This window comes from Streptomyces sp. C36, assembly GCF_040932295.1.
Classification (GTDB): domain Bacteria; phylum Actinomycetota; class Actinomycetes; order Streptomycetales; family Streptomycetaceae; genus Streptomyces; species Streptomyces triculaminicus.
The window spans coordinates 1,029,789-1,054,909 of record NZ_JBFQGI010000001.1 but is presented as its reverse complement, the minus strand read 5'-3'; the positions used below and the strand labels follow the sequence as shown (position 1 = coordinate 1,054,909).

Here is a 25,121-nt window from a genome sequence, read left to right as displayed (position 1 = left end):
ACTCCTCGCGTACGCCGACCGCGAGACCGCTCAACGCGGGCAGATGGTGTCCTTGTCCGGCAGCCTGCCGGTCAGCAGGTAGTCGTTGACCGCCTTCTTCGCGCAGGGGCTGTGTGAGGAGTCGTACAGTCCGTGGGTACGGACGGGCACGGTCACGAGGCGGGAGCCGCGCATCGTGCGGTGCATGGCCAGGCCCCCGTCGTAGGGGGTGCGGGTGTCACCGGTGGCCTGGAGCTGGAGGGCCGGGACGTCGTTGCTGATCCTCGTCGGCTCTTCGCGGGGCTTCTCCTTCCAGAACGCGCAGGGCACCGGGCCGTTGACCATCGGGCCGAAGACCGGCTGGGTGGGCCGGGCCCGCTCGACGGCCTTCCGGTACCAGCCGGGGTCGCGGGGCGTGGTGACGTCGCCGCAGGCGATGGCCATCGTGGCCGCCAGGTCGACGTTCGCGCCGGTGTCCTGCGGCCGGAGTGTGAAGGTCAGCCATGCGCGGAGCGAATCGGTCGCCTCGACCGGTTTGCCGTCGGCCGCGTCGAGCAACTGCCGCAGCACGCCGGCGTACTCCTCGTTGCCGGCCTCGTCCGTTCCGAACGCGAAGAGCACGAGCGGCAGCATGTGGTCGTCCAGTCGGAAGCCCGCGATCGCGATCGGCTTCGCTTCCGCCCGCCGGATCAGACGTTCGACGGTGGCGCGGACGGCAGCGGGGGTGGTACCCAAGCCGTACCGCTTGTGGCGCCCGGCCGCCCAGGCGGCGAAGTCGTCGAGCGCCCGCTCATTCGCAGGGCCCATGACCTGTTGCATCCCTATCCAGTACGCGGCGGGATCGGGCGCACTGTCCAGCACAAGGCGGTCGACGCGGCGCGGGAACATCTGCGCGTAGGTGGCACCCAGGACGGTTCCGTACGACTGTCCGAGGAACGAGGTCTTCTGCTCCCCCAGCACGCTCCGGACGAGGTCCACGTCACGGGCGATGTTGCGGGTGGAGATGTGCGGAAGGATGTCGGGGTACTTCTTCCAGCAGGCATCGGCGTCACTCTTCGCCATGCGCCAGCTCTCGTCGAAGCCCGCGCGGTCCGTGCCCACCGACCGCAGCCAGGTCGCCCGTGTCAGCCCGCAGTCCAACGGGCTGCTCTCGCCGAGCCCCCGGGTGTCCATGCCGATGACGTCGTACGCCGCCGCGACCTCGGGTGTCATCTGTGCCCGCAGGATGGCGGGCGTCCCGAGGCCGCGTCCGCCGGGGCCGCCGGGGTTGGTCTGGAGGATGCCGCGCCGCTTCGCCGGATCGGCGGCCTTGATCCGCGAGATCGCGACGTCGAGCGTACGGCCATGGGGGTCGCTGTAGTCCAGCGGCACCTTGAGCGTGGCGCACTGGGTGCCGCTGTCGGCCGGTTTCGGGTCCTTGCAGGCGCTCCACTTGAGCGGCTGGTGACGGAAGCGGTCGAGGCCGTCGGCAGTGGACGCGGAGGCCTTCGTGGCCGTAACCGGTAACAGGCCGGTCATCGTGGCAGCCGTGGTCAGGGACAGGGCGAGAGCGGTGGTGGCCGCGGTGTGTCTCATGCCCCCTCACGCTAGGGAGGACATGATCTTCACTCCAGGGTGTGCGCTCCCCAATGCGGGCTACGGATCTCCCCCGGGCCGAACGGAGGATAACCCCCGGCCCCGGACGTAGCGTGTCCGGCTTCGTGTCGCCGATGCGGTCCGTAGGAAGGTCAGGTTCAGAGACGGCCCAGGCGGGCCACCAGGAGTGCGGCGTCATCCGTGGAGGCGGCCGGGCGGGCCGCCATGAGGGCGTCGCACACGTCGTCCAACGGTGCGTGAGGGTCGCGGACGGCGCGGCCCAGGGTGTCGATGGCCTGGTCCAGGTCGAGGGTGCCGGTGGGGTCCTCGACCATGCCGTCGGTGTAGAACACCAGCAGGCTTCCGGGCGGGAGGACATGCTCGGTGTGGGTGTACACCTGACGCAGGTCCATGCCCAGGGGCGGTCCGGGTTCGGCGTGCAGGGTGCCGGCCGTCCCGTCCGGCCGGATCGCCAGGGGTGGCGGGTGTCCCGCGAGGGCGAGGCGCAGGCGGCCGGTGGCGCCGTCGTAGACCGCGCAGGCGCAGGTTGCGGCAAGGTCTCCGGGGCCGGCGTCGGACAGCTGGTCGAGGCGGGTGAGCAGGTGGCCGGGCGGCAGCCCGGTGCCCAGGAGCGCGTGGGCGCTGGAGCGGTAGCGGCCCATCGCGGCGGCAGCCTGGACTCCGTGGCCCATCACGTCCCCGATGCTCAGGCCGATCCGGCCGCCGGGGAGCAGGATCGCGTCGTACCAGTCGCCGCCGGCCAGGGTGTCGTCCTCGGCGGGACGGTAGCGGTGGGACGGCTCGCACCAGGGCACGGACGGTAGCTGTGCCGGCAGCAGGTGGCGCTGGAGGGCGAGGGCGACCAGCCGTTGGCGCCGGTACAGCAGGGCGTTGTCGATGGCGGTGGCGGTACGGGCGGCGACCTCCTGGGCCAGCAGAACGTCCTCGCTGGTGAAGGCAGCGTTCGGGCGGAGGAAGGTGACGGCCCCGAGGACCTCGCCCGTCGTGATCAGTGGCACCGCGACGCCGCGTCGCGCCGAGGTGATCCCGTCGTCCTCGAGCATGACGGGTTTCATCGAGCGAACGCATTCCGCGATCGCCGGGTGGGCCGGGCGCGCGGGCGGCAGTTCCTCCTCCGGGAGCGGATCGCGTGCGTCCGGGGTGATGCCCAGGGAGTGGACGTGAGGGGCGGGTGAGGGGCTGTGCCGCGTCTTCGCCCCCTGTTCCTCGGTGTCGGCGGTGGCCGGCTTGAGCGAGCTCTCCAGCAGGTCGACAGCGACCGAGCCGGCGAATTCCGGGACGCACGCCGCGGCCAGCTGGCCGGCGACCGTACGCGGGTCCAGCTGCCGGGTGATACGGGCGCTGACCCGTCCCAGCAGGTCCAGCCGACGCCGGCTGCGGGCGAGGTCCAGCAGCTCACCGGGAGAATCCCGCAGTTCGTGGACGAAGCCCCCCGCACCCGTGATCGTGCCATCGGGGTCCCGGAGGGGGAACAGAGTGCCGATGACGGCCATCGGTTCCCCGTCCGGCCGGAGGGCGGAAACGCGCAGGTTCTCAACGGTCTCCCCGTGTTCCACGACGCGCCGCAGCGTCTCTTCGTACGCCTCCGGGTCGGGCAGGGCGAGGACGTCCGCCACGCGGCGGCCCAGGTGATCCTCGACGGACTTGCCGTTGAGCCGGGCGCAGGCGCCGTTGATGAACCGGAAGCGCAGCTCGGTGTCGACCACGGCCAGACCCACCGGGGTGGCGTGGACAAGCCGCTCCACGGCAGCCGGGTCGCACCCATCGACCGGCTGTGCCTCTGGTGGCGCCACGGCGAGCACACCCTGGCCGTCCGCCAATGGAACCGCGATCGGGTACCAGGCCACGCTGCGGCACGTGCCCTCACGTCGGCGCAGCCAGTCGGTACGCATCTGGCCGACGGTGCGCAGCAACGTCCGTACCAGCGCGTCCCCGCGCGGCGTCGCCCGGTCGGCGAGCAGGGCGGCATGCTGACCGATGATCTCCCGCTCCGGGTAGCCGGTGAGGGCCTGTGCCCCCGTGCTCCACTGCCGTACCCGTCCGTCGGGGGCGATGAGCAGGGTGGCGAGGCCGGTGTGACCGGCGGGCGGGGGTTCGGCCATCGACTGCATTCTGCCGTTGTGAACGGGCCAGGGCCGTGGAAGGACACGGGCACCGCAACGCCCTCGCGTTTTGCCGTAACCCCCGCAGCCCGCCGAGGTCGTGGGACGGGGCGGGCGGCCTGTCTCCGCGGTGGGTCTCAGCCCTGCGATCCCCTACGCCGAGGCCGGCCGGACGACCGGGGCGAGCCGATCGCGAGCAGCCCGACAGCGCCCCGACCGCGCGGCTCGAGGGCCGGCGCGACGACGGTCACGTCCGCTGGAGAGTCGGCGCATCGCGCGTTTGCGATCACGAGGGGTCCGGCGTAGAGAGGAAGAAAGGGTGCGAGGTCTGGTGGACCTCCTTTCTGCGCACCTGCTGAGGGGGCTTCCGATGCCCGATGCAGGCCCCTCGCAATGGGCTTTGAGCGCCGTACTCCTTGTCCTCGGCGCCTTCCTCGCCATTCGCGCCTGGCGGATGGCCATGAAGGAACCGGATTCCGAGCCGAAGATCGAGGTACTCGCGGGTATTGGCGGCGGTCTGGTGTGCGGGATCGCCGTGGGGTTGTCCGCCCTCTTCCTCGGCGAGGCGATCCGCGAGTCCCAGGAGCAGGCGTCATGGCGGGCGGACGTTGCTACCGCGGAGAGCATTCCGGGGTTCGTCATCGGCGACCACAACGTTGAAGGCATCAACTTCAGCGGGAAGTCGCTCCACGACGCGGACTTCCATGACGCTCACCTGCATGGCTTCCAGTTCCGGGACGCCGACCTCACCGGGGCCAACTTCGTGGGCGCCGATCTGCGGGGCGCGAACCTCATCGGTGCCAATCTCCAGGACGCGGACCTGACGGGTGCCAAGCTGGACAACGCCCTTCTGCACAGCGCGAACCTCTCCCACACGGACCTCCGCGAGATCTCCCTCGCCGGGACGAAGACGAATCCGCGCACCTGCTGGCCGAAGTCGCTGGGGCCCAAGGATCTCGAGGGCCTGCTCGCCAACGCGGTGGTGGAGAGGTATGAAGACGATGCGACCGGGCGGACACTGACGGCTCAGGACGACATCAAGGAAGACGGCCTGAAGGGCGGCCAGCGGGTACCGTCCTGCGACCTGTGGAAGAACGGCATGCGCATCCACCCGGAAGGCGGGCCGGTCGCTCCGCCACAGCCGCCCCACGAGCCCCAGTGACCTGAGTCGTAGGCGTGTCGCCGGGGCGGGGTGAGCGGTCCTCCCGACCGGATAGTCCAGTGTCACCCCCTGTTGCAGGCCTACACCTGGGAACTTACGGTGACATTCTGCGCACTTTACGTAAAGCCGAGGTGGCCGTGGGCACTCCATTCATCCGGGATCCGGCCGTGGTCCTGGAAAGGTGCAGCCTGAAGGGCTTCGGTCCACCCTTGCTCCACGGCCGTTTCCCTGGGGCCGCGGACGAGGTCGCCTCGGCATGCGGCCCCTACTGCAGACGCCCGCCTCGGGCATGACGTCCCCGGCCTGGCGGTGGGCCGTGCTCACCCTGACAACGCTCGCATGGTGGGCGGCACAGCCGACACCGGCGCACGCTGTCGATGCGACCACCTGCCCGGCCGTCCCCCAACACCTCACGAACACCAATGTCAATTACAAACTGATCTTCGACCAGCACCATTCCGATTTCGTTGAGGTGCGGCAGGTGACACGTATCGAGCTTCCCGAACAGCAGTGGGGGCTCGCGGACGATCTGACGCTCAGCACGGACAGCCTCAAATACAAAAACGCTACACGTTGCCTGCTGCACGAGGAGAGGAAAGCACAGAAGAAGGGTGACGGTTGGCACCCGGAGTGGCGATCCACCGGCTCCCCGGCAACCAAGGAAAAAGGGCTGGTCACGGCGCAGTACGAGTCATGGAATCTGATCAATGCTCCTGGTGAGTTCGAAGTCGGTCCATGGACGATCACCGTCGCACCCGACAAGGACTGGAAGGCTGTCCTCCATTCACCTGACGCTCTGAGCGGAGCCTCGCGGAGGACGATCGAGATCGACCCGGGCGGCATGGAAATCAGCGACGCCCCCGAGGCGACGAGCGCACATAAGACCAGTAGGGTATGGATCGCAGAGAACCCGGACACCGAGGCCACGATCGCACCGCCGCGGCACCTCACTCCGACGTTGAGCCGGCACACCCCTTGGATCGGGGCCCTGGGCGTCGTCTCGTGGTGGGTATGCGCCTCGTTCGTGATCGCCTTGTCGGCATGGCCTTTCCTCCGCAAGAGGACCGACAACAGTCCCGAGAATGCCGCTGCCGGAATGCTGGCCACCACGGTCTTGCAGTGGGCCGCGCTGAGCGCGGCCCTCGGTCTGACGTTGTTGCTGCTGCTTCAGCCTTCTCCGGGCGCCAACCGCTGGCGCGCCCTCATCGGAATTTCAGCGGGGCTTTCCCTCGTCCTTCTCGCACGTCCGTGGCTTCCCTTGGCTCAGGGCCCCGATGAAAGGCAAAAGGGCCTGAGGAGGCGCACACTGGTCGTCGCCGCCTCCTCCACGGCGGCTACGATCGGCCTGCTGGTGATCGTGGCCCCTCACCTCTTCGGCCTCCCGCCGGATCTCATGCCGACGAGCCCGCCCACCTCCCTGGGCATTGCCGGGTTGGCCCTCTTGGACATGTCCATCCTGTGGCTGTGGTTCACCGCGATGGCCGCGTGGGCCTGGCGCTTCACACGCGAGGGAAGGCTGGGGCGCCCTTCGATCGAAAACGAGCCGGATCATCGCCTCGGCCATATCACCGCGATCGGCGTCGCGCTGGCCACGGTCGCAGCCGTGGTGGTGGCCTTTCACCTGCTGGCCTTCGAACTCAGGTGGGAACGCGCCGACTGGGCGGGCGAAGCAAGCACATTCTTCGGCCACGACCACAGAAGCGCCCTGAGTCAGCAACTCGTACAGTTCTCGTCCACCGGCCCCACATGGGCATACGCCTACACATGGGTATTGTCGGGAATCGCGCTGGTAGCGCTGCTCCACAGCAGTTCCCGCGCGAACCCGAGGAAGTCCCTTGGGCCGGAAGGGTGCGATCTCCTTCTGGTGGCAGGTATCTTCGCCATCGCCGTGGCACTGAGGGGGACCAAGTTCGCAGGCAGCTCATCGGAGATCTACGGCCTCTGGCTGCCCCTGAACATGGGCGCGCTCTACGTCACGGTGAAGGCAGGGCGTCAATGGTCCGTCCTGGGCCGAGTGGACCGGGAAGCAGCGAATTGCGTCGTAGCGGAGCTGAGCACGCCAACAGGGCACCGGCGACTGATGGAAGACGCCCGCCGCTGCCGTGATCTGCTCCACCGCCTGGACCTCGTCGACAACGGACGTACGGAGTCGAGCACGAGACGAAATCTGGAGAAACAACTCCGCGCACTGCACCGCTGGCGGCCTACCGGATGCAACCGCGACTGCCTGCCGGACCCTGTATCCGTGGTCGACGTCGCCCTCAGCTGGGGACCGGGTCGGCACTGGTGGAACAACGCCCTCAAGGCTGCGCGCTCGGCCTCCGTCTTCGGAATTGTGCCGAGCATCGTCACTGCCTGGTACATGTACGCATACGACGTCGAGCATTGGATGTTCACACTCAACTCCCCCACGGGCATCCCGGACATGGTGGGGAAACTCCTCACACAGGAGATCTCCTTCGCCGGCGCGGGACTGGTTCTGGGGGCGTTGTGGCGCGTACTGCCCGGAGAACGAGGCCCGGTGCGGGCTTTCTACCTGTTCATCGCCTGGCTCGTCCCCATCGGGATCGTTGCCGCGCTCCACCACAGCATCGACCGCAGGGAACTGGCCTTGGCCGTCCTGAACGTCGTCCTCATGCTCATGGTGCTGACATTGACGAGCATGTGGATGGACACCGAAACGTTCAGCCGCGAGCGGCACTACTGGACAAGGCGTCTCGGCCTGCTGGCGTCGATCTACCACGTGCACGGCCTCTCCGGGCAGGTCGCCTTCCTGCTGTTGCAGGCGGGAGCAGCGGTGACGATCTGGCGTCAGATCGTCACCAAGTGATCACTATCCGACTGTCTACAATGCCTGCCGGCTCCTTGCGGATCCGGGAGCCGCTCAGCGAAGCGGGCGACTCCTTCGTGCGCCCCTGCTCCCCCCGGTTCCCCTTCCCCCAGCCGCCACGCCTGCCCGACAATATGAACCACCCCTGAGTTCGAGGGGTTGTGGCCGGATGCGGCTGCGTCACTTCCCACCGACAGGAAGGACGAGTGCATGCGACACGATCTCACCGGCTTCAAGCAGGTCGTCCTGCCGACGATCAAGCTGCCGTGGCCCAGCGCTCTTCATCCCGAAGTCCAAGGGATGCACACGGCCTTGGTCGACTGGTCCGAGCAGCACGCGTTGCTCCGGAACGACGACGAGCGCGACCGGTACGCGGGCTACCGATTCGCGTGGCTGACCGGGCGCTGCTTCCCTCGTGCCGATCGGGCGTTCGCCCAGTGGGCCGCCGACTTCATGCTGTGGTTCTTCCTGTTCGACGACGTGACGGCCGATCGCGTGGAGAGCGCGGAGCAGGCGACTGCCATGGTGCGGCGATTGACCGCGATGTTGGACGTGGTCGATCTCGACGAGCTCGGCGAGCAGCCCGTGCACGGTGAGGCGGCATGGCTGGACCTGTGTCGTCGACTGCGAGCGCTGGCCCCCGCGGCCGAGAATTATCAGCGGTGGGCGACGGCGATGCGACTGTGGTTGCTTTCGCTGAGTACGCAGGTGTTCGATCAGGTGAACACCCATCGCGTCAGCGCCCGTTCGTACGCGTCATACCGCCGCTACTCCGCGGGCCTGAAGCCCCCGATCGCACTCGCGGACGTGGCCAACGCCGGCCCCATCACGCCCGAGGAGTTCTACGCGCCCGAGGCACGCCGGCTGGAGCTGTACGCGGTCCACGTCATCGCGTGGTCGAACGACGTGCTCAGCGCGCCGGTCGAGGTGCATGAGCCGTCGACTCGTAGCCTCGTCACCGTCATCAAAGACACCGAGCCAGGCTGCTCATGGCAGGAAGCGGTAGATCTGGCCGTCGACCGGACGCATGCCGAGATCGCCAAGTTCGCCGAGCTGGCCGAGGACGTGCGCCGAACCGCGAGCCCCCAACTGTCCGGATGGATCGACGGCTGCCAGGACTGGATGACCGGCACGGTCAACTGGTCTCTTCACGACAGCGCCCGCTACGGCCACACCACCGCTGCTCCTCTCTCCATCGGGGGGACACCCAAGGCTCCCTGACCACAGCCGTTCCCGGAGTCCGACACGACAGGACGGTCCCGCACGATGGCCATCACTCGATCGTTGCCCCCCGGACCCGCCCCCGACCTCGAAGAACTGCGGTACCTGGAACAGCAGCCCGCGATCCTGGAGGACTTTCGCGCCTCCTACGGGGACCTGTTCACGCTGCATCGGCCGGACCAACCGCCGCGGGTGTTTCTCAGCGCCCCTGCCCACTTCCGCAGCATCCTGCTCCAGCACGACCAGGAACTCGTCGGTCTGGGCACCACCCTGTACAACGACCTGATCGGCCCGCGCAGCATGCTGAAACTGGCCGGAGCCGAACACCGACGAATACGGCAGATCGTGACACCACCCCTGGTCGGCGCGTCACTGCGGCGGCGGGCCGGGACGGTGCACCGGCTGATCGCACAGCGACTGCGCGACCTCCGTGGGCGACCCCCACAGCCGCTGGCCAGGATGACCATCGGGATCACGGCACGCATCATGAACGCGCTGATCTTCCCCGACCTTCCCGAAGCCACCGACCGCGCGCTGGAAGAAACGCTCGTCGCCGTACTCAACACCATGCACGACGCACGCACGGCGGTCCCCCGGCAACGCGCACAGCTCGACGCGCGATACCGCCACCATCGCACCGTATTGGACCGCCTCCTGCTGGCCGAGATCGCGCGGGCCCGCACCACCAGGGCCGACCCCGGGGAGTCGCTGCTGGCCGCACTGCTGGCCGCACCTCACCCGCTGTCCGACGAGGACATACGAGATCAACTCGTCAGCCTCCTCACGGGAGGCACCACGACGGCCGGCAACGGCATGTCCATGGCCCTCTACTGGCTGCACCACCGTCCCGATGTCGCCGCACGCGTATCCGCAGAACTACGGGCGCTGCCGGAAGACGCCTCCACACTGGAGATCGCGTCGCTGCCCTACCTGTCCGCCGTGTGCCTGGAAGCCCTGCGTGTCCCGACGATCACCCCGACCAGCGCTGCGCGGCGCGTGGTGACGCCCTTCACCGCAGAGGGCTTCCACTTCCCCGCAGGCACGGAAATCATCGTCGCGATCCACCTGGCCCATCACCACGAACAGACCTATCCCGACCACGCCCGGTTCCGGCCGGAGCGGTTCCTCGGCCGGCCGACCGACAAATTGCGCTACCTCCCCTTCGGCATCGGCACCCACCGCTGCCTGGGCGCCCAGCTGACCGAACTGGAGATGCGGCTCACCCTGGCCGAAGCACTGCGGCTGCACGGTTTCGGTCTCCTGGGCGCCGACGACGAGCTGAGGCCACGCTCCCACGGGGTCAACCTCACAACCCCTCACTCGATCCAGGTGCACTGCCGCAGCGCCTGATGGGCGGGGGCGGAGGCCGGTGGTCGGGTGGTCGGGTGGTCGGTGACTCCTACAGCGTGCGCCCCATCGTGTGGAGGAGACGATCCTGCTCGGACGAATCCGATGTCGGCGCACCCGTCGGCGGCCCGTAGTAGCGGTTGCTGTCCGCGATCGGGCTTTCGCTCACGCCGTGATAGATCCACTCGAAGTTGTCGAGTATCCAGCACACCGTGCGCGCGTCGAGTCGTTCATCGAGCCGTACCGCGCGGGCGAGATCCCAGGTGTGTGTGACCGCGTCCACCACGTACAGGCCGAGCAGCTGCCGGCCGGGTACGGGACCGAAGGGATAATCGACCGTCCGGTCGAGCGCGCCGGCGGCATGGAACGCCGCCCGGCACTCGGCCACCGCATCCCGGTAGGTGGTCACCGGGTCGCCGTCGAGCGCCTCCTGGCCCAGGTTCGCCATGAACTCCGCACTGTTGCCACCGCGCAGGAGCGAGGTGTAGATGCGGCTTCCCTGGATCATGTGGTTGACCAGCTGTCGCACGTTCCATTCGGTGCACGGCGTGGCGTTCTCCCAGCACGTGTCCGGCACCTCCCGTAGCCGACCGCCAAATCCTTCTGCCGCAGTGTCGAAGTAGCTGAGCAACGCGCTGTCCGTGTCATGCATGACGCCAAGTCTGGCTATCGTATGTCGCCGCTTCCGGCGGGAATCGGACCTCGACCTGATCACGCGAGTCGGCCGGTCGCGGCATGAGACTCGAAGCCGGCCGGGCGGTTCGCTCTCTCCTGTCCACGCCACCGCGGGCAGAAGAGAGCGCCTCAAGGCCTGTCCCTGTCGGTCGTTACGAGACGGTCAGCTCGGCAATCCCCGTACGGGACTTGGCGTTGGTCTCACCGCGCACAACCACGCGTACGTACCGCGCGGGCACCGGCCCGCCGCTGCCCGTGTCGGCGACGGCGTCGCGCCAGTGCCGGCCGTCGAGGGAGAGCTGGATGTTGTACGAGGTGGGTGCGGGGCCGCTCCAGACGGGGGTGGTCTTGGTGACACGTACGGTCTTGCCGAGGTCGGTGGTCAGTTCGCCGTTCGGCCCGTCGGGGATCCAGGCCGTGGCCGGGTTGCCGTCGACGGCTGCGGCCGCGTACATGCCGGGCTCCTCGGAGGAGGCGGTGACAGTGGTGCAGCGGGCAGCGTTGTCGGTGGGGGCGAGGTCGGGGCGGCGGGTTTTGAGGACGGCCGGGGCGGCCTTGGTGACGATCTGTTCGCCCTTCGGGGTGTCGATGGTCATGGGCGCGCCGTCGGTGAGCCGCACGGTGGTGTCGTGGGCGCCGATCTCGATGTCGTACGTGCGGCCCTGCCAGTGCAGGCCGCGCAGGGTGACGCCGCGGCCGAGTTGCGGGGGCAGCGTCGGGTCGAGGTGGAGCCGGTCCTCGCGCATGCGCATGCCGGTCAGGCCGTTGGTGAAGATCTGCAGGAAGCCGCCCTTGCCGGTGAGGAAGTCGTGGGCGGGCGTGCCGGCCAGGGGGTCCTCGGCGCCCGCCTTGGCGCCGCGGGCCTCGGAGAACTGGGCGAAGGGGCCTCGCACGAACGGCCTGATGGAGCGTTGCAGGTAGGTGTAGGTCGAGCAGCCCGGTTCGCCCGTGCCGGCGGCGGCGATGGCATGGACCGAGTCCGTCATGGCGGGGCCGTCGGGGTCGGTGCGCTGGGCGTAGTAGTCGAGGGTGCTGGTCGCGGCGCCCTGGGGCATCGGCCACTCCAGGGGGTACATCAGCAGGACCGTGTCGGCTTGTTTGATCTTGCTGCCCGAGTAGCCGTCGTACTGCTGGAAGACCTTGCGTCGCGCGTCGTAGGGGATCCGGATCCGGTCGGCGATCGCCGTCCACTCCCCCGGGGCGCGCTCGCCCAGCAGTTGTGCGGCACGGGTGGCGTTGCGCAGTGCGGTGACGGCTCCGGCGTTGGTGAAGACGGCGTCGTCGACGCCGTTGCTGTACTCGTCGGGGCCGGCGGTGTCCTTGATGGAGTAGCTGCCGTCCGCGTTGCGGTTGACCCTGCCGGCCCAGAACTCGGCTATGCCCTTCATCACCGCCCAGCCGCGCTCGCGCAGCCAGTGGGTGTCGCCGGTGGCGAGGTAGTACTGCCAGGTGGCGAGGGATATGTCCGACTGGAGGTGGATCTGGGTGCGGCAGTGGGGCGGGTCGACGCTGTGGCACTCCTGGGCCAGGTCGCCCTTGCTGCCGCTGTTCCAGGGATAGAAGAGACCCTGGTAGCCGAGCTTGCGGGCGTTTTCTCGGGCTCCCGGGAGGGTCCGGTACCGGTACTCGACGACGGTCTTGGCGAGGTCGGGCGCGGTGGCCAGCAGGGCCGGGTACATCCAGGTCTCGGCGTCCCAGAACACGAGGCCGGCGTAGTTGTCGCTGGTCAGCCCGGCGGGGGCGATGCTGTTGGCCGCCCCCTTCCGGGTGCCGGACAGCAGCCCGTACTGGGCGGAGCGCGCCCATGCCTGCAGTTCGCGCTGCCCCGGCACCTCGATGTCGGAGCGCCACAGCCGGGCCCAGGCGGCGGCGTGGGCGCGCAGCAGCCTGTCCCATCCTTGCCGGGCGGCGCGCTGCGAAGCGGTGGTGGCGTCCTGGCGGGGCGTGCGCGACGTCAGGGCGGTGTCGACGCCCACGTACTTGGTGAATTCGTAGGCGCGGCCCTTGCGGACGGGGAAGGTGAGCGACTGGCGCGCACTCAAGTCGCGTGCCGCGTTGGCGGCTTGGTACTGGGTTGCGCGTACGTCGCGCCCGGCCCGGAGGGTGGAGGCGACGGCCCCGTCGGTGTTCGTGCCGTCGGTGCGGAAGGCCACGTCCATGGTCCGGCTGTCCGGGCCGGATCCGGCGGTGCGGTCGCCGCCGCCGGTCTGGCGGATGCGCCGGGCGCCGTGTCCGTCCAGCACGTCGGTGACGGTGGCTTCACCGCTCCAGCGCGGCGTCATGCGCAGCCGTACGGCGCCTGTGTGCGGGTCGTCGCGGTCGGCCAGCACCTCGTAGACCAGGTCGGTCTTACGTCCGTCGGCGGCGGTCCAGGTCAGGGAGGTCCGGACGATGCCGCAGTGCAGGAAGAGGGACTGGCGATATCCGGATATTCGACCCGACTTCGTCAAAGAGTTGAAGGTATCGCTGTGTTGGCCGCCGGTACCGACGGTGAGCCCGGTCCAGGTGGGAAGGGCGGCGACGGCCTGCCGGTCCGCTGCGGTCCGCTGGTTGTGCGCATAGAGCCCGGACACGAACGAGCCGTCGTAGCTCGGAGTGAAGAGCGGCCAGCCGGTCTTGGCGTCGCTGTCGGTGTAGCCGGCTCCGTTGGGCGGTACGCGCTGCCCCAGGTAGCCGTTGCCGACATAGACGTGGTGGGTGTCGTCGGTGTTGATGCGGGTGGTCTCGAGTGTCCACCCGTCGCCCGTCCGGCAGCCGCCGGCGGGAGAGAGGTAGGCGGAAGGTCGTTCGGCGGTGGGGGGTTGCGGTGCTTGCGCGACGGCCGCGGGCGGCACCGAGGCAACGAGAATGCCTGCGAGCAGCAGTGCGGACAGGCGTGTTGGACGCGGCTGTGCGCCGGGAGAGTACGTCATTGTTCTCCGTCGTCTTGATCTCTTCCAAGAGTCCCGCGACCTTAAGTTGGTGAACACACAACGTCAACAGTCGAGTTTGTCCGTATGACTCTTGAAGGCGACGCGGTTTACGGTTTGCCCTGGGCCGTGTGTGACGACGCGGATGCGCATCCGTCACGACGGCGGAGTCGACGAGTCCCGTGACCGCTCCGGCCACCCTCAGCCGACGGGGCCACGCTGCGCAGGCGGAACTCGACGCCGGCTGACACGTGAGAAGAGGGTCGGCAGGGCCCGGGCGGGCACCGCGACAGCTCCCATGAGGTGAATGTGCGGACCTGCGGCGACCGTCCTGGGTAGACGGTAGGCATGAGCGACACGTTGTGGATCGTCGTCGGTGTCCTGGCCGTATTGTCCGCTGCGACGGCCGTCGCAGCCGTGATCGTCGCGGTCCGGCTCTTCAAGGCCCGGCGGCTGCTGCGCGGCGCCGGTGTGCCGGACAGCAGCAGGCTGTTTTTCTGGGGCGCCCTGCTCTACCTCGTCTCCCCCGTGGACCTGCTGCCCGACCCCATCTATCTGGACGACGTCGGAGTCCTTCTGCTGGCACTCCGGTCGCTCCGGTCGCTGCACGAAGCCGCCAACGCCGCGGGCGTGCCACCCGCGAGGGACGGGCGGAAGCCGACGCTGTGACCGCTCTCCCCCGCCCACCGCGTACGCGCCCGTGACCGCGGTGTGGTGCCTGGATCAACCAGCAGTGAGGAGCTGCCCTCCCCTACTGGTCGGGCAGCATCTGCAGCCGCCCCGCGGCCACACCCTTGCAGAGAGCACCGACAAGCCGGCTGTTGTGCATACTTCTGGGATGACTCCGCCGCTCACCGCCCGCATCCATCTCCTGATCACGCTGGTGCTGGTGACGTGCGCGACTCTGGGTGGCTTGTGTTCGGGCCTGCTTCTGGGCGGCCGACTGATGGCTCTGGTTGCCGCGGGAGCGGCTGGGCTGGGGGCGTGGATCGGCTCGCGTCTTGCCCGTCGGCAGATCATGGCCTGCGTCTCACCCGGCGTCCAGGCGGTGTCGGCGGACGGATACGCGCAAGGAATCGCCGACGCGGTCGTCGTCAGCATCGCCACCTACCGGGCCGCGGTCTTCCCTCTGGTCCCCCACGGTGTGACCGAGGAGGAACGGGATGCTCGTCGTACGCTCGCCTACCGGCTCTCCGCCATCGACGCCGTGCCGCGCCCGGTGCGGCTCTCAGCGGCCGCGGCCCTGGAGGCCATCGATCGAGGAACGGACGTCGAGCAGGCGGATGCCGCGCTGAAGGGCCTTTATCTCACCGCTTACGAACAGCGCCACAGCCAGTGAGCCAACCTTCTTCACCGCTCGGCTGTCACACGCCTGCGGTCTTGGAGAGCGAGTCGGTGCGGGTCGCGGCCCGGCGTGCGCGTTGGGAGTCTCTGTAGGGGATCCCGCGGTTGGCCGGTGTGGTGCCCTTCAGGTGCTGGTACAGCAGCCGGATCATCTGTTCCAACTGCAGGTCGATGTGCCGGCGTCGCCGGTTGCGGATCTCGGCGACGGTGAAGGTACTGGTGCCGAGCTGCCGGGCCAGGTAGGTGGCGGGCCAGCCCCGCCTGGCCAGTTCCAGCAGCCGCTCCGCCGCATGCTTTCCCGGGGTGAGGCCTGGTAGGCGCGGTGCCCGTGCCTGTGAGGGGACGGGCAGGCCCAGAATCGCTTCGGCGGTCGTCCGGTGGATTCTGGCCTGGATGCGTGCCGGCCTCAGGAGCCTGCGGACCAGGGTGACCGAGATACCGGCACGTTCGGCGATGTCTCCGGCGGACATGCCTGCCCGGCGCAGACGCATTGAGTGAGCCGCTGCCGGTGCTGCATCGACTCGGGCGTCCTGACCGCGGGCACGATCCGTCTCCCGCCGCACCCTCGCTCTGCGCGCGGCCCGTCGGCACTCCTCGCGGCCACAACCGTAGTCCGCACAGGAGGGGCTGCCGTGACGCACCCGGCTCTTCGAGGGCCGCCGGCCGCGAGCAGCGGGCTGCGGCATGACACGGCCTTCCCATCTCGTTGGCCGGTTGTGTTCGTGAGGGGACACGGTTGCCTCGGTGGTGATCTCCATGGTCTGCAACATGCGGTGATCTTCGCAGAGTCTCCAATTCGCTGCCGTTGCCCGTGTCCTGAGTACGACATACCCGGATGTGTCAGCGGGGCGCTACGCATCAGGGACGCGGCGAGCGGCCTGGTCGTACGGGACGAACCCGTCCTCCTGGCGCGTGGGAACTGGCCGCGCCCCTCCGGTGCCGCATCCTCCAGGAGCCGGCGGTGCTCGGCGGGCCCGCCGAGGACTCCGTACCGCTCGGGGTCGAGTGGGTCGCGCTGGACAGGCTCGCCGGGCTGCGCACGCTGCTGCGGGTGGCGGTGGAGCACTCCGCATGGATGTCCTGCTACGCGTGCGCATCGGAGTGCGACTCTGCGATCGGGTCCATCGCGAGCTCGACTTGGGGTTTACCGAGCCCGCCCTTCCAGCGGAAGGCGGAAGGAAGTTCGAGACCGAAGTGGTCGAGGATGCGGGCCACGAGGTGCATGACGATGTCGTCGATGCTCTTGGGGTGGTTGTAGAAGGCCGGCATCGGCGGAAGGATCAGGGCGCCCATGCGGGCCAGGGTCAGCATGTTCTCCAGGTGGATCTCGTTCAGTGGCGCCTCACGGGGGACGAGAACGAGCTTCCTCCGCTCCTTGAGCGTGACATCGGCCGCTCGTACGACGAGGTCTTCCGCGTACCCCGCCCGGATCGCGGCCAGCGTCTTCATGCTGCACGGGGCGATGATCATCCCGTCGGTCGGATAGGACCCGCTGGATATCGCGGCTGCCTGATCTCCGGGTGCGTGAACATGGGAGGCCATCGCGCGCAGATCCTGCACGGTGTGATCGGTCTCGTATTCCACCAGCGCACGCCCCCACCGGGTGAGCACGAGATGGGTCTCCACATCCAGGGCCTGCAATGCCTGCAGGGTGCGCACGCCGATGATGGCACCCGATGCGCCGGTCATGCCGACGATGAGGTTCACGGCTGTACCTTTCCGTGGTCGATTGCAGCAGCCGCGGGAGAAGCGGTGTGCAGCGGCTGCTCATTGAGCGACCAGGCGATTCCGTGCAGGAGTCCATGCCGGCTGACGACCATCGTTTCCTTGCCGGTGTGCTTCATCGTGGCACGCACCGCCAGCGCGCTCGCGACGATGACGTCCACCATGTCCGGGTGCATGCCGGGGATCTGGGACCGCTGCGCCGCTGTGGTTCCCAGCAGATCTGTCACCACTCGGTCCGCCTCGTGGTAGGTCAGGTATCCGGGGCGGCGACTGGATGAGGAGGACGACCGTGCCCAGGCGATTGCTGCCACTGTGGTGACCGCTTCGGAGGCCCCGATCAGGGCGGCTTCCTGCCGCCACCCCGGCAATGCCGCCAGCGCCTCCTCGAGCTTGGTCTCGATGGCCTGCTCGGCCGCGGCGATCTCCTGCGGTGTGGGCGGATCAGTGTGCAGATACTGTTCCGCGATCCGCACGCATCCAAGGTCGGCGGAGACGGCATGCTCGGCTTCCGAGGATCCGAGGGCGAACTGGGTCGAGCCGCCACCGATGTCGGCCATCAGGTACGGGGCCTTGATCCCGCCGGCCAGGCCGCGGGTGACTCCCGTGAAGGCCAGGTGAGCTTCCTGTCTGCCGGACAGCACGTCGCTCGTCAGGCCGAGCGTGTCGCTTACCAGGGCCAGAAACTCCTCGCCGTCGGCAGCGCCGCGTGAGACCCAGGTGGCGCACATCCGAACGCGCTCGACGTCGAACGCGGAGATCAGCGCCGCGTAGTCGGCCAGGACCGCACGTGCTCGGTCGACGGCCTCCCGCGCCAGCCTTCCGGTGTGACCGACGTCCTGCCCCAGGCGGATGATGTCGAATCGTTCCACCACCTCGACCATCTGCGCGACCGGGCCGCGCTCCGCCGAGGGCAGATCGGCCACGATGAGCCGCATCGAGTTGGTGCCGCAGTCGATCGCCGCCACCCTGGTGTACGTACGGCCGGACAGCGCGGGCCGCCGGCGCGATGCGCCGTCGTCTTCTGTTCGGTCCTGTGCCCCAAGGGCCGGGACGCTGACCGGCCCGCTGTTGGCACGAGGCTGCCGGAATCGAGGGGCCAAGGCAGCCGGGTCGACGTAGTGGATGCCGATTTTGGTCATCCAGTCGTCCTCCGGCAGAGGCCCGATGACGTAGATCTTCTTCCCGGTACCCGCGGCGTAGCCGAGTTCCCAGGCGCAGTCACGGCCGATCGGCGGCTGGCAGATGACGCAATCAGCTTCGTCGATCGCCTGCCGGCACGCCAGGGCGCCATCGGGAAATCCGAACGAACCGGCCTTGTCCTTGGGTAACCACAGGGGTAACCCGAGGATGTCGGCGAGGCGTTCGGCGTCACGGGGGTCGGTCTGCTCGTTCTTGCACTTCGCGCAGTAGTAGGCATGCGGCATACGAATCGTTCCTCCAGTCAGGGCGCAAACGACGGCATTCCTACGGCGATATCGAGCTCGGCGCTGGTGAGCTCGAAGGTCTGACTGCACACCAGTACCCGCCGGTGTTCGGCCGCGATGGCCCGGCGAACGTGCGCGTCGTTATGAATCACTGTCCCTTGACCGAACTTGACACGGAGTAGGCGATTTGCGCCGTTCTGATTCGCTGTGCTCTCGAGCTCCATGAGGGTATGCATGGATCGGCGCGTCACTACCCACAGGATCCGGCCTGGTGAGACATAGCCGGTTTCACCCCTCAGTCAACCCGTTGCCGCACAGCCGCTGCTGTCCCCACCACGCCGAAGCACCGTTGAGAAGTGGGCCGGAGGGCAGCGCATACGGCCCGGACGTCGGCAAGGCGTCGTCTCCGAACGTTCTGGCGACTCCGAATCTTGCCGACGTCGATCAGCCCGCTCGCGCCCGCTGCCTTCCGAAAAACACCGGCAAATGACTCCCGGAGAAGTCAACGCAGTCGCCCCCGAGCACGGAGCGGCTGCTTTGCGTCAGAGTTCCGCGCCCAACTCCCGTACCTGGCAATAGCGAGAGGAGGGGATGGAGTATGTCGTGCAACGGGTGAGGCCCACGGTCGGCGTGGCGCCTGACGCGGAGGGGGAAGCGTGTCATATCTGGTTGAGTTGCCCATATCCGACGTCGCCGGGTCGGGTTCCGCGGAGGCGGAAGCCGCGGGCGTGGTCATGGTCGAGATCGAGGAAGCGGCGGAAGGCTTGGTCAGGGTCGCCCGGCCAGGCCAGGTCGTGGCGCGAGCCTCCCGTTCGTTGAATGACATGCTGGCCGGGATACGGCCGGTCGCTCAGAACTTCATCACCAGCTTCCGGGGCATGGCTGACAGGCCCGACGAGATCGGCATCGAGTTCGGGCTGTCGCTGTCCGCCGAGGCGGACGTGGTGGTCTCGCGCACCACTGGCCAGGCCAACTTCAAGGTGACGCTCACGTGGCGCAAGCCTCCGGAGTCGGCCGGATGACGGCGTCGGCGTTGCCGGCCCAGCCCACGGAGGGCATCGGTCCGAAGGCCCTGGACGCGGCTGTGCTGCGGATCCGCGACGAGCGTGGAGAAACCGTAGGCCTCGGCTTTCTCGTTTCCGACACCGTTGCCCTCACCTGCGCGCATGTGGTCTCGGCTGCGCTGGGCACTCTGGAGGACGTGGAACCGCCCGCCTCCGCCCGCGTCCACGTCGATCTGCCCCTGGTGCCCGCTCCCGCGGGCGGCGCCTCCGCACCGGGCGTGACGGCGAGCCTCGAGCACTGGGTGCCGCCGAGGCCCTCCGGGGCCGGCGATGTGGCGGTGCTGCGGCTGAGCGCTCCGTTGCCCGGTGCCGGCCCTGTCCGGCTGGTCGAGGCACAGGATCTGTGGGAGCACCCCGTACGGGCCTTCGGGTTTCCGGCGGGTCGGCCGGGAGGGGTCTGGCACGCCGGTGTGCTTCGGGCGCACCAGGCGGACGGATGGGTGCAGGCCGATCTGATCGGCAGCGGATACCCGGTTTCCAGGGGGTTCAGCGGAACTCCGGTGTGGGACGAGAAGCTCGTCGGCGTGGTGGGCATGGTCGCGGTCGCCGAGTCCGGGCAGCCTCCGGTGAGCTATCTGATCCCTGCGAGTGGTCTGCTGACCGCCTGGCCCGAGCTGCGTGGTGTGGCCCTGCCCCCGTCGCCGTTCCGTGGGCTGTCGGCGTTCGAGGAGTCGGACGCGTCGGTCTTCCACGGCAGGCGGTCCGAGAGCGACGATGTGGCTGGGGCCCTTGCCGCCGAGCGCTGGGTCACCGTCGTCGGCCCCTCGGGCTCCGGCAAGTCGTCGCTCGCCCTGGCCGGTGTCGTACCACGACTGCGCGCGGACGGCGCCTCCGCGGTCGTCCTGCGGCCGGTGGCGGGAAGCAGTCCCCTGTCCGCACTCGCGGCCTCGCTGCTGCCACTCCTCGAGCCCGGGCTGTCCGAGACCCAGCGCCTCACCCGGATCCCGGAACTGTCCGACGTGCTGAGGGAGCGGGGACCGGCCGATGTCGTGGCACGGCTGCTGCAGCTTCACCGCAGCCGGCGGCTGCTGATCGTCATCGATCAGTTCGAGGAACTGCTCGGGCTCGGTCCAGCAGCCGTGGACGAACTGGCCGACGTTCTCTTCGGGGACGCCCTGCCGGACACGGTCCGTGTGCTGATCACCCTACGAGCCGACTTTCTGGAGCCGGTGCTGGCACACCCGCGCCTCGGTCCGGTGGTCGGCCGGCACCTCCACGCACTCGGCCCCCTGGGCCCGGAGCGCCTCCGCGACGTCGTGACCGCGCCCGTCGCGGCCATCCCCGGCGTGCGCTACGAGCCTCACCTCGCCGACCGGATCCTCGCCGACACCGGCTCCGAGCCGGGAGCTCTCCCGCTTCTCAGCTTCACCCTCGACCTGCTGTGGCAGCGGCAGGAAGGCGGCCTGCTGACCCACCGGGCGTACGAGGAACTCGGCAAGGTCACCGGTGCCCTGGGCATCCACGCCGACCGGGTCTGGGGCGAGTACGTACCGCCGCATGACGAGGAAGCGGCACAGCGGCTGTTCACCCAGCTCATCCGGGTGCCGCTGGGGGCGGCGGCACCCGCGCGCCGCATGGCACACCGTACGGAGCTCAAGCAGGAGCAGTGGCACATCGCCCAGCGGCTCGCCGCGACGCGGCTCCTGGTCACCGGACGCGATGCCGAGGGCGCCGAGACGGTCGAGCTCACGCACGAGGCTCTGATCAGCGGCTGGGGGAGGCTGGCCGCTTGGGCGGCCGACGACCGCTCCTTCCTGGTGTGGCGGGAGGCCCTGCGACACGACATGGATCGTTGGGAGCGCGGGGGACGTGCTCCCGAGCTGTTGCCGACCGCTGTCGCGTTGGCGGGTGCCCAGCAGTGGCTGAGCGAGCGCGGCGACGAGCTGAGCGAGGCGGAACGGCACTATCTGGAGGCGGGGCGCGCCCGTCGCCGTTCGCGTGCCCGCAGACGCCGGGCGCGGTTCTCCGTGCTCGGCTTGGTTCTGGTACTGGCGCTGGTCCTCGGGACGCTGTTCTTCGTCACGCGCAGCGAGAGCCAGGAACGCGCGGCGCTCGCCTCATCGCGCTCCCTCGCGCAGGCTGCCGAGGACGAGAGTGTCCTCGACCCGGCTCGCGGGGTGATGCTGGCGTTGGCGGCGTACCGGAGGGCACCGACGCAGGAGGCCCGCAATCAACTCCTGCGTCAGTATGTGAGGTATGAGGACAACGACCGTGTGCTCTCCGGCATGTTGGGGAACGTCAGAACCTTCGACAAGAGCCGCGATGGGAATGTGGTGCTGGCCGCGTCGGAACTGGGCCGGGCGACGCTGTTCGTGCACGCCATGTCTGGGCAGCGGGTACGCAGCCAGCAGGTGTACTCCACCGGTCAGGTGCTGTATGTCATGGTCTCGGCGGACGGAAGGCGGGCCGCCTACGTACAGGAGGACGGGAAGGCCGCCTGGTTCGAGGTGGACGTCGGCGCCGAGCGACCGATGGGTCCGCTGCACAAACTGCCGGACGCCGGAGGAGCCGGTGCCGGCTGGAGCGACAGCGTCAAGCCTTCGATGTCGACGGACGGGAGGATGCTCGCCGCCAAATTCCGGGACCGGCTGGTGTGGTGGAACCTCGACAGCGGCGCCCACGGTGCCCTCGGCGGAAGTGTGCCCGCTCCCAAGGGCATGATCTTCGATCTGTGGTTCGGTGCCGATGACCGAACAGTCCTGACGCCGGTCTATGAGCATCTCAACGAGCTCAAGCAGCAGAACACCGAGAAGACAAAACAGAGCCTGCTCGCTGTCGACTTGAGGACCGGCCGGACCCGGGTCCTCGTCTCCGGCGTACACGAGTTCCGGCTCTCCGGTGACCGCAAGTCGGCAGTAGCCTGCCGCGTGGAGGACAAGAGAACCGTCATCACCCTGTACCAGGTCTCGGACGGCGTCCAGCAGGGAGCCCCGTACCGCGAGCAGGACAAGAAGTTCGTGACGGATTCCTGCATGGTGCAGGCCGTCGATGTGACCGGCCGGCGTATAGCGCTCAACTGGTCCGACAGCGTGCGCGTCGTGGACCTGACGTCCAACAAGGTGATCTCTCACGTCGCGCTGCCGAAGGTGGACACCATGGCCATGAGCAACCCCGGCCTCGTGGAGTTTCGCGGAAGGCTCCATTACGCCCGCCAGGACAAGTCGATGATCACCTTCGTCGGCCTCCCCCCGGGTGACCAGTTCCTCGATATCAGTCAGCAGACGCTCACTGACGACGGCAAGAAGACCATCAGCGTCCTGGGGGACGGCTCCCGTCTGCAACTGCGCCCGGCACTCGGCGAGGACGGCGTCAAGGTACTCACCGAGGCGCAGCGCAGAAAGCCGTACTGGATACCACAGCACAACGACATGCTCGCCCTCGACAGAACAGGACGGCTCGTCGCCGATCGCGAGGACAAAAACATTGTCACCATCCGCGAGGTCTCGACCCTGCGGCGCACGGCCACCGTGACCGCCGTCGAACCACCGAAGGTCGCCGGCACGACACCGCAGATCCTGGACACCAGCGGTTCTGTCAGCGCGCATCGGCCGACATGGGACTTCCACTACCGCTTCGATCACAGCGGAAACCTGATGACCGTCTCGGGAACCGTGGTACAGCAGTGGAACGCGCGCACCGGGAGACAACTCGCGCGCTTCGATGCCAAGGCCTTCCGGCCCAAAGGCGCACGGGACGGCGAGGCCGAGGTGATGATCGGTGGATACCCGGCCCCGAACCAGGTGTCAGTGGTGGTCCTGGGCCGGCCCGGGATCCGCGTCGTCGACATCACCAATGGACGCACAACAGCCGAAGTGAAGACCACAGATGACGTCCTGGCGGTCCAATTCGACCCATCCGGCAGGTACTTCGCGCTGATGAGGCGCGGTTCGGTGATCGAGCTATGGCGACGCGACCCGTGGCGAAAGGAGCTCGGCCCCTTGCGGAGCGTCAGTGAGGACCGTTTCACCCCATGGGTCGCGCGTTTCCTGGATGGCGACGGTCGCTATCTTATAGCCGCCAACAACGCCGTACAGACGTATCGGATCGGCGAGCGCGGCTACCGGGACTCATATGAGTTCGGTAACCAGAGCCGCACCTTCCTCGACAAGGGGCACTCCTTCATGGGCACGTCGAAGGACGGAAAGACAGTGATCCACGTCGACCCCACCGGCAAAGGCGGGCCACTCTCACTCGATCCTGCCACGTGGCAGCAGAAGTTATGCGAAATCATCGCTCACCGAGAATTCACGACCGACGAGCTCAAGTTCCTGCCGGCGGGCGTGCCGGGACGGCGAGTATGCCCACGGAGTTGAGCGGTGACGTGAACCATGTTCGCCGGCACCGCGTGTGGAGGTCAGTTGGTGAGCGTCACGCAAGGCAGGCCGACGCTCCGGCCTCCACGGAAGCCCTCCGCGCACAGCCGGGTGCCCGCTGGAAAATGACGCTGGGGGTATACCTGGTCGCGGTAGGTCCGGCAGTCATGCCTCCTCAACGACGCTCGTAGCCGGTTGTTACGAACCTGCAGCGGGCCGCGCCCGAGCGGCCCCGCTCGGCTCAGGGTGCGGGACGTTCACGTTCGGTTGACTTGGAGCGCGCTCCAACACCTAGCGTCCTGGGCAGATGATTCCGAGCTCAGGAGGCAACACCATGACCGACACCCCCACCCGACACCTGGGCAATCTGACAGTCTCCGCGCAGGGCCTGGGGTGCATGGGCATGAGTCATGCCTACGGCGCCACGGACGACGCGCAGTCGATCGCGACACTGCACCGTGCCCTCGACCTCGGGGTGACCTTCTGGGACACCTCCGACTACTACGGCGCCGGGCACAACGAGGAGCTGATCGGACGGGCCGTCGCCGGGCGCCGCGACGAGGTGGTGCTGGCCACGAAGTTCGGCTTCGCCAACCGCCTGGGCGAGCCCACCCAGGTCCGCGGCGACGCCGCCTACGTACGGCAGGCGTGCGAGGCGTCGCTGCGCCGGCTCGGGGTCGACCACATCGACCTCTACTACCAGCACCGGGTCGATCCGCAGGTGCCGATCGAGGAGACCGTCGGCGCCATGGCCGAGCTGGTGCGGGCCGGGAAGGTCCGCCACCTCGGGCTGTCCGAAGCCGGCGCGCGCACCATCCGACGGGCGCACGCCGTGCACCCGATCACCGCGCTGCAGAGCGAGTGGTCGCTGTGGACCCGCGACCTCGAGGCCGAGATCGCCCCGGTCTGCCGCGAACTCGGCATCGGCCTGGTCCCCTTCTCCCCGCTCGGGCGCGGCTTCCTGACCGGCCGGTACAGCTCGCTCGAAGGGCTGGCGGAGACCGACATGCGGCGCGGCCAGCCGCGCTTCGCCGACGGCAACCTCGAACGAAACCTGGCGATCGTCGCGAAGCTGAACGAGCTGGCCGAGGCGAAGGGGGTCACCACCGGGCAGCTCGCCCTGGCCTGGGTGCAGCACCGTGGCGACGACGTGGTGCCGATCCCCGGCACCCGGCGGCAGCGCTACCTGGAGGAGAACCGCGCGGCCCTGGCCGTCGAGCTGTCCCCCGAGGACCTCGCCGCCATCGAGGCCGCCGCCCCGCCCGAGCGGATCGCGGGCACCCGCTACGACGCGACCAGCCTGACCTTCGTCAACAACTGAGCCCGCCACGATCGCGTGCTTCTGCCGGGACGCGATGCCTCGGTGACCGGCCCCGTAACAGGCGCGGATGGGGCCGATTTACCAGGTGCTCGAGCCGCCTGATGTACGG

At 68.6% G+C, this 25,121-nt stretch carries 17 protein-coding genes; 9 read left to right on the top strand and 8 right to left on the bottom strand.

Annotation, left to right across the window (positions count from 1 at the left end; genetic code table 11):
• Positions 1-30 precede the first annotated feature (30 nt).
• The gene (locus AB4K12_RS04610; protein ID WP_368432943.1) at positions 31-1,554 is read right to left on the bottom strand and encodes an alpha/beta hydrolase; all 1,524 of its coding nucleotides are present in this window, start codon (positions 1,552-1,554) and stop codon (positions 31-33) included.
• 158 nt (positions 1,555-1,712) lie between these two features.
• On the bottom strand, positions 1,713-3,677 hold the full coding sequence (locus tag AB4K12_RS04605; protein WP_368432942.1) for a SpoIIE family protein phosphatase: 1,965 nt from the start codon (positions 3,675-3,677) through the stop codon (positions 1,713-1,715).
• A gap of 370 nt (positions 3,678-4,047) precedes the next feature.
• On the opposite strand from AB4K12_RS04605, the gene AB4K12_RS04600 reads away from it, so the two are divergent.
• From AB4K12_RS04600 to AB4K12_RS04585, 4 genes are all read left to right on the top strand, one after another.
• On the top strand, positions 4,048-4,839 hold the full coding sequence (locus AB4K12_RS04600; RefSeq protein WP_368432941.1) for a pentapeptide repeat-containing protein: 792 nt from the start codon (positions 4,048-4,050) through the stop codon (positions 4,837-4,839).
• A gap of 316 nt (positions 4,840-5,155) precedes the next feature.
• The gene (locus AB4K12_RS04595; RefSeq protein WP_368432940.1) at positions 5,156-7,669 is read left to right on the top strand and encodes a DUF6185 family protein; all 2,514 of its coding nucleotides are present in this window, start codon (positions 5,156-5,158) and stop codon (positions 7,667-7,669) included.
• Between the two features lie 210 nt (positions 7,670-7,879).
• Entirely contained in the window at positions 7,880-8,890 is a 1,011-nt protein-coding gene (locus AB4K12_RS04590) for a hypothetical protein (protein WP_368432939.1), read from the top strand.
• Positions 8,891-8,935: 45 nt separating this feature from the next.
• Positions 8,936-10,240 carry a cytochrome P450 gene (locus tag AB4K12_RS04585; RefSeq protein ID WP_368432938.1) on the top strand — a complete coding sequence of 435 codons (1,305 nt, stop codon included), beginning with the start codon at positions 8,936-8,938 and terminating at the stop codon, positions 10,238-10,240.
• A 49-nt stretch (positions 10,241-10,289) separates the two neighbouring features.
• On the opposite strand, the gene AB4K12_RS04580 is transcribed toward AB4K12_RS04585, so the two are convergent.
• Positions 10,290-10,889 carry a TIGR03086 family metal-binding protein gene (locus AB4K12_RS04580; protein ID WP_368432937.1) on the bottom strand — a complete coding sequence of 200 codons (600 nt, stop codon included), beginning with the start codon at positions 10,887-10,889 and terminating at the stop codon, positions 10,290-10,292.
• Between the two features lie 175 nt (positions 10,890-11,064).
• Positions 11,065-13,824: a discoidin domain-containing protein gene (locus AB4K12_RS04575; RefSeq protein WP_368432936.1), complete on the bottom strand. Its 2,760-nt coding sequence runs from the start codon at positions 13,822-13,824 to the stop codon at positions 11,065-11,067.
• 345 nt (positions 13,825-14,169) lie between these two features.
• On the opposite strand from AB4K12_RS04575, the gene AB4K12_RS04570 reads away from it, so the two are divergent.
• Together AB4K12_RS04570 and AB4K12_RS04565 are read left to right on the top strand one after the other, a co-directional pair.
• Positions 14,170-14,490 (top strand): YkvA family protein, encoded by a 321-nt coding sequence (locus tag AB4K12_RS04570; protein WP_368432935.1) that lies wholly within the window; start codon positions 14,170-14,172, stop codon positions 14,488-14,490.
• Positions 14,491-14,659: 169 nt separating this feature from the next.
• On the top strand, positions 14,660-15,160 hold the full coding sequence (locus AB4K12_RS04565) for a hypothetical protein (protein WP_368432934.1): 501 nt from the start codon (positions 14,660-14,662) through the stop codon (positions 15,158-15,160).
• 25 nt (positions 15,161-15,185) lie between these two features.
• On the opposite strand, the gene AB4K12_RS04560 is transcribed toward AB4K12_RS04565, so the two are convergent.
• The 4 genes from AB4K12_RS04560 to AB4K12_RS04545 all read right to left on the bottom strand — a co-directional run bounded on the left by AB4K12_RS04560 (position 15,186) and on the right by AB4K12_RS04545 (position 18,538).
• Complete coding sequence (locus tag AB4K12_RS04560; RefSeq protein WP_368432933.1) at positions 15,186-15,635, bottom strand: hypothetical protein; 450 nt, start codon at positions 15,633-15,635, stop codon at positions 15,186-15,188.
• A 613-nt stretch (positions 15,636-16,248) separates the two neighbouring features.
• A complete protein-coding gene (locus AB4K12_RS04555; RefSeq protein ID WP_368432932.1) occupies positions 16,249-16,872 on the bottom strand; it encodes a UbiX family flavin prenyltransferase in 624 nt (207 codons plus the stop codon).
• Entirely contained in the window at positions 16,869-18,314 is a 1,446-nt protein-coding gene (locus AB4K12_RS04550) for an exopolyphosphatase (RefSeq protein WP_368432931.1), read from the bottom strand. The genes AB4K12_RS04555 and AB4K12_RS04550 overlap by 4 nt, the downstream gene beginning before the upstream one ends.
• A 17-nt stretch (positions 18,315-18,331) precedes the next feature.
• Positions 18,332-18,538, bottom strand: a complete 207-nt coding sequence (locus AB4K12_RS04545; protein ID WP_368432930.1) for a hypothetical protein — start codon at positions 18,536-18,538, stop codon at positions 18,332-18,334.
• Between the two features lie 432 nt (positions 18,539-18,970).
• Here AB4K12_RS04545 and AB4K12_RS04540 point away from each other — a divergent pair, with 432 nt between their 5' ends.
• The 3 genes from AB4K12_RS04540 to AB4K12_RS04530 all read left to right on the top strand — a co-directional run bounded on the left by AB4K12_RS04540 (position 18,971) and on the right by AB4K12_RS04530 (position 25,012).
• A complete protein-coding gene (locus AB4K12_RS04540; protein ID WP_368432929.1) occupies positions 18,971-19,336 on the top strand; it encodes a CU044_2847 family protein in 366 nt (121 codons plus the stop codon).
• Positions 19,306-23,691, top strand: a complete 4,386-nt coding sequence (locus tag AB4K12_RS04535) for a trypsin-like peptidase domain-containing protein (protein ID WP_368432928.1) — start codon at positions 19,306-19,308, stop codon at positions 23,689-23,691. Before AB4K12_RS04540 ends, AB4K12_RS04535 begins: the two co-directional genes overlap by 31 nt.
• A gap of 334 nt (positions 23,692-24,025) precedes the next feature.
• A complete protein-coding gene (locus tag AB4K12_RS04530; protein ID WP_368432927.1) occupies positions 24,026-25,012 on the top strand; it encodes an aldo/keto reductase in 987 nt (328 codons plus the stop codon).
• Positions 25,013-25,121: the final 109 nt, after the last annotated feature.

Coding starts and splice junctions, on each gene's coding strand:
- AB4K12_RS04610 (WP_368432943.1), bottom strand. CDS start 1,554: ATGAGACACACCGCGGCCACCACCGCTCTCGCCCTGTCCCTGACCACG.
- AB4K12_RS04605 (WP_368432942.1), bottom strand. CDS start 3,677: ATGGCCGAACCCCCGCCCGCCGGTCACACCGGCCTCGCCACCCTGCTC.
- AB4K12_RS04600 (WP_368432941.1), top strand. CDS start 4,048: ATGCCCGATGCAGGCCCCTCGCAATGGGCTTTGAGCGCCGTACTCCTT.
- AB4K12_RS04590 (WP_368432939.1), top strand. CDS start 7,880: ATGCGACACGATCTCACCGGCTTCAAGCAGGTCGTCCTGCCGACGATC.
- AB4K12_RS04585 (WP_368432938.1), top strand. CDS start 8,936: ATGGCCATCACTCGATCGTTGCCCCCCGGACCCGCCCCCGACCTCGAA.
- AB4K12_RS04580 (WP_368432937.1), bottom strand. CDS start 10,889: ATGCATGACACGGACAGCGCGTTGCTCAGCTACTTCGACACTGCGGCA.
- AB4K12_RS04575 (WP_368432936.1), bottom strand. CDS start 13,824: ATGACGTACTCTCCCGGCGCACAGCCGCGTCCAACACGCCTGTCCGCA.
- AB4K12_RS04570 (WP_368432935.1), top strand. CDS start 14,170: ATGAGCGACACGTTGTGGATCGTCGTCGGTGTCCTGGCCGTATTGTCC.
- AB4K12_RS04565 (WP_368432934.1), top strand. CDS start 14,660: ATGACTCCGCCGCTCACCGCCCGCATCCATCTCCTGATCACGCTGGTG.
- AB4K12_RS04560 (WP_368432933.1), bottom strand. CDS start 15,635: ATGTCCGCCGGAGACATCGCCGAACGTGCCGGTATCTCGGTCACCCTG.
- AB4K12_RS04550 (WP_368432931.1), bottom strand. CDS start 18,314: ATGCCGCATGCCTACTACTGCGCGAAGTGCAAGAACGAGCAGACCGAC.
- AB4K12_RS04545 (WP_368432930.1), bottom strand. CDS start 18,538: ATGGAGCTCGAGAGCACAGCGAATCAGAACGGCGCAAATCGCCTACTC.
- AB4K12_RS04530 (WP_368432927.1), top strand. CDS start 24,026: ATGACCGACACCCCCACCCGACACCTGGGCAATCTGACAGTCTCCGCG.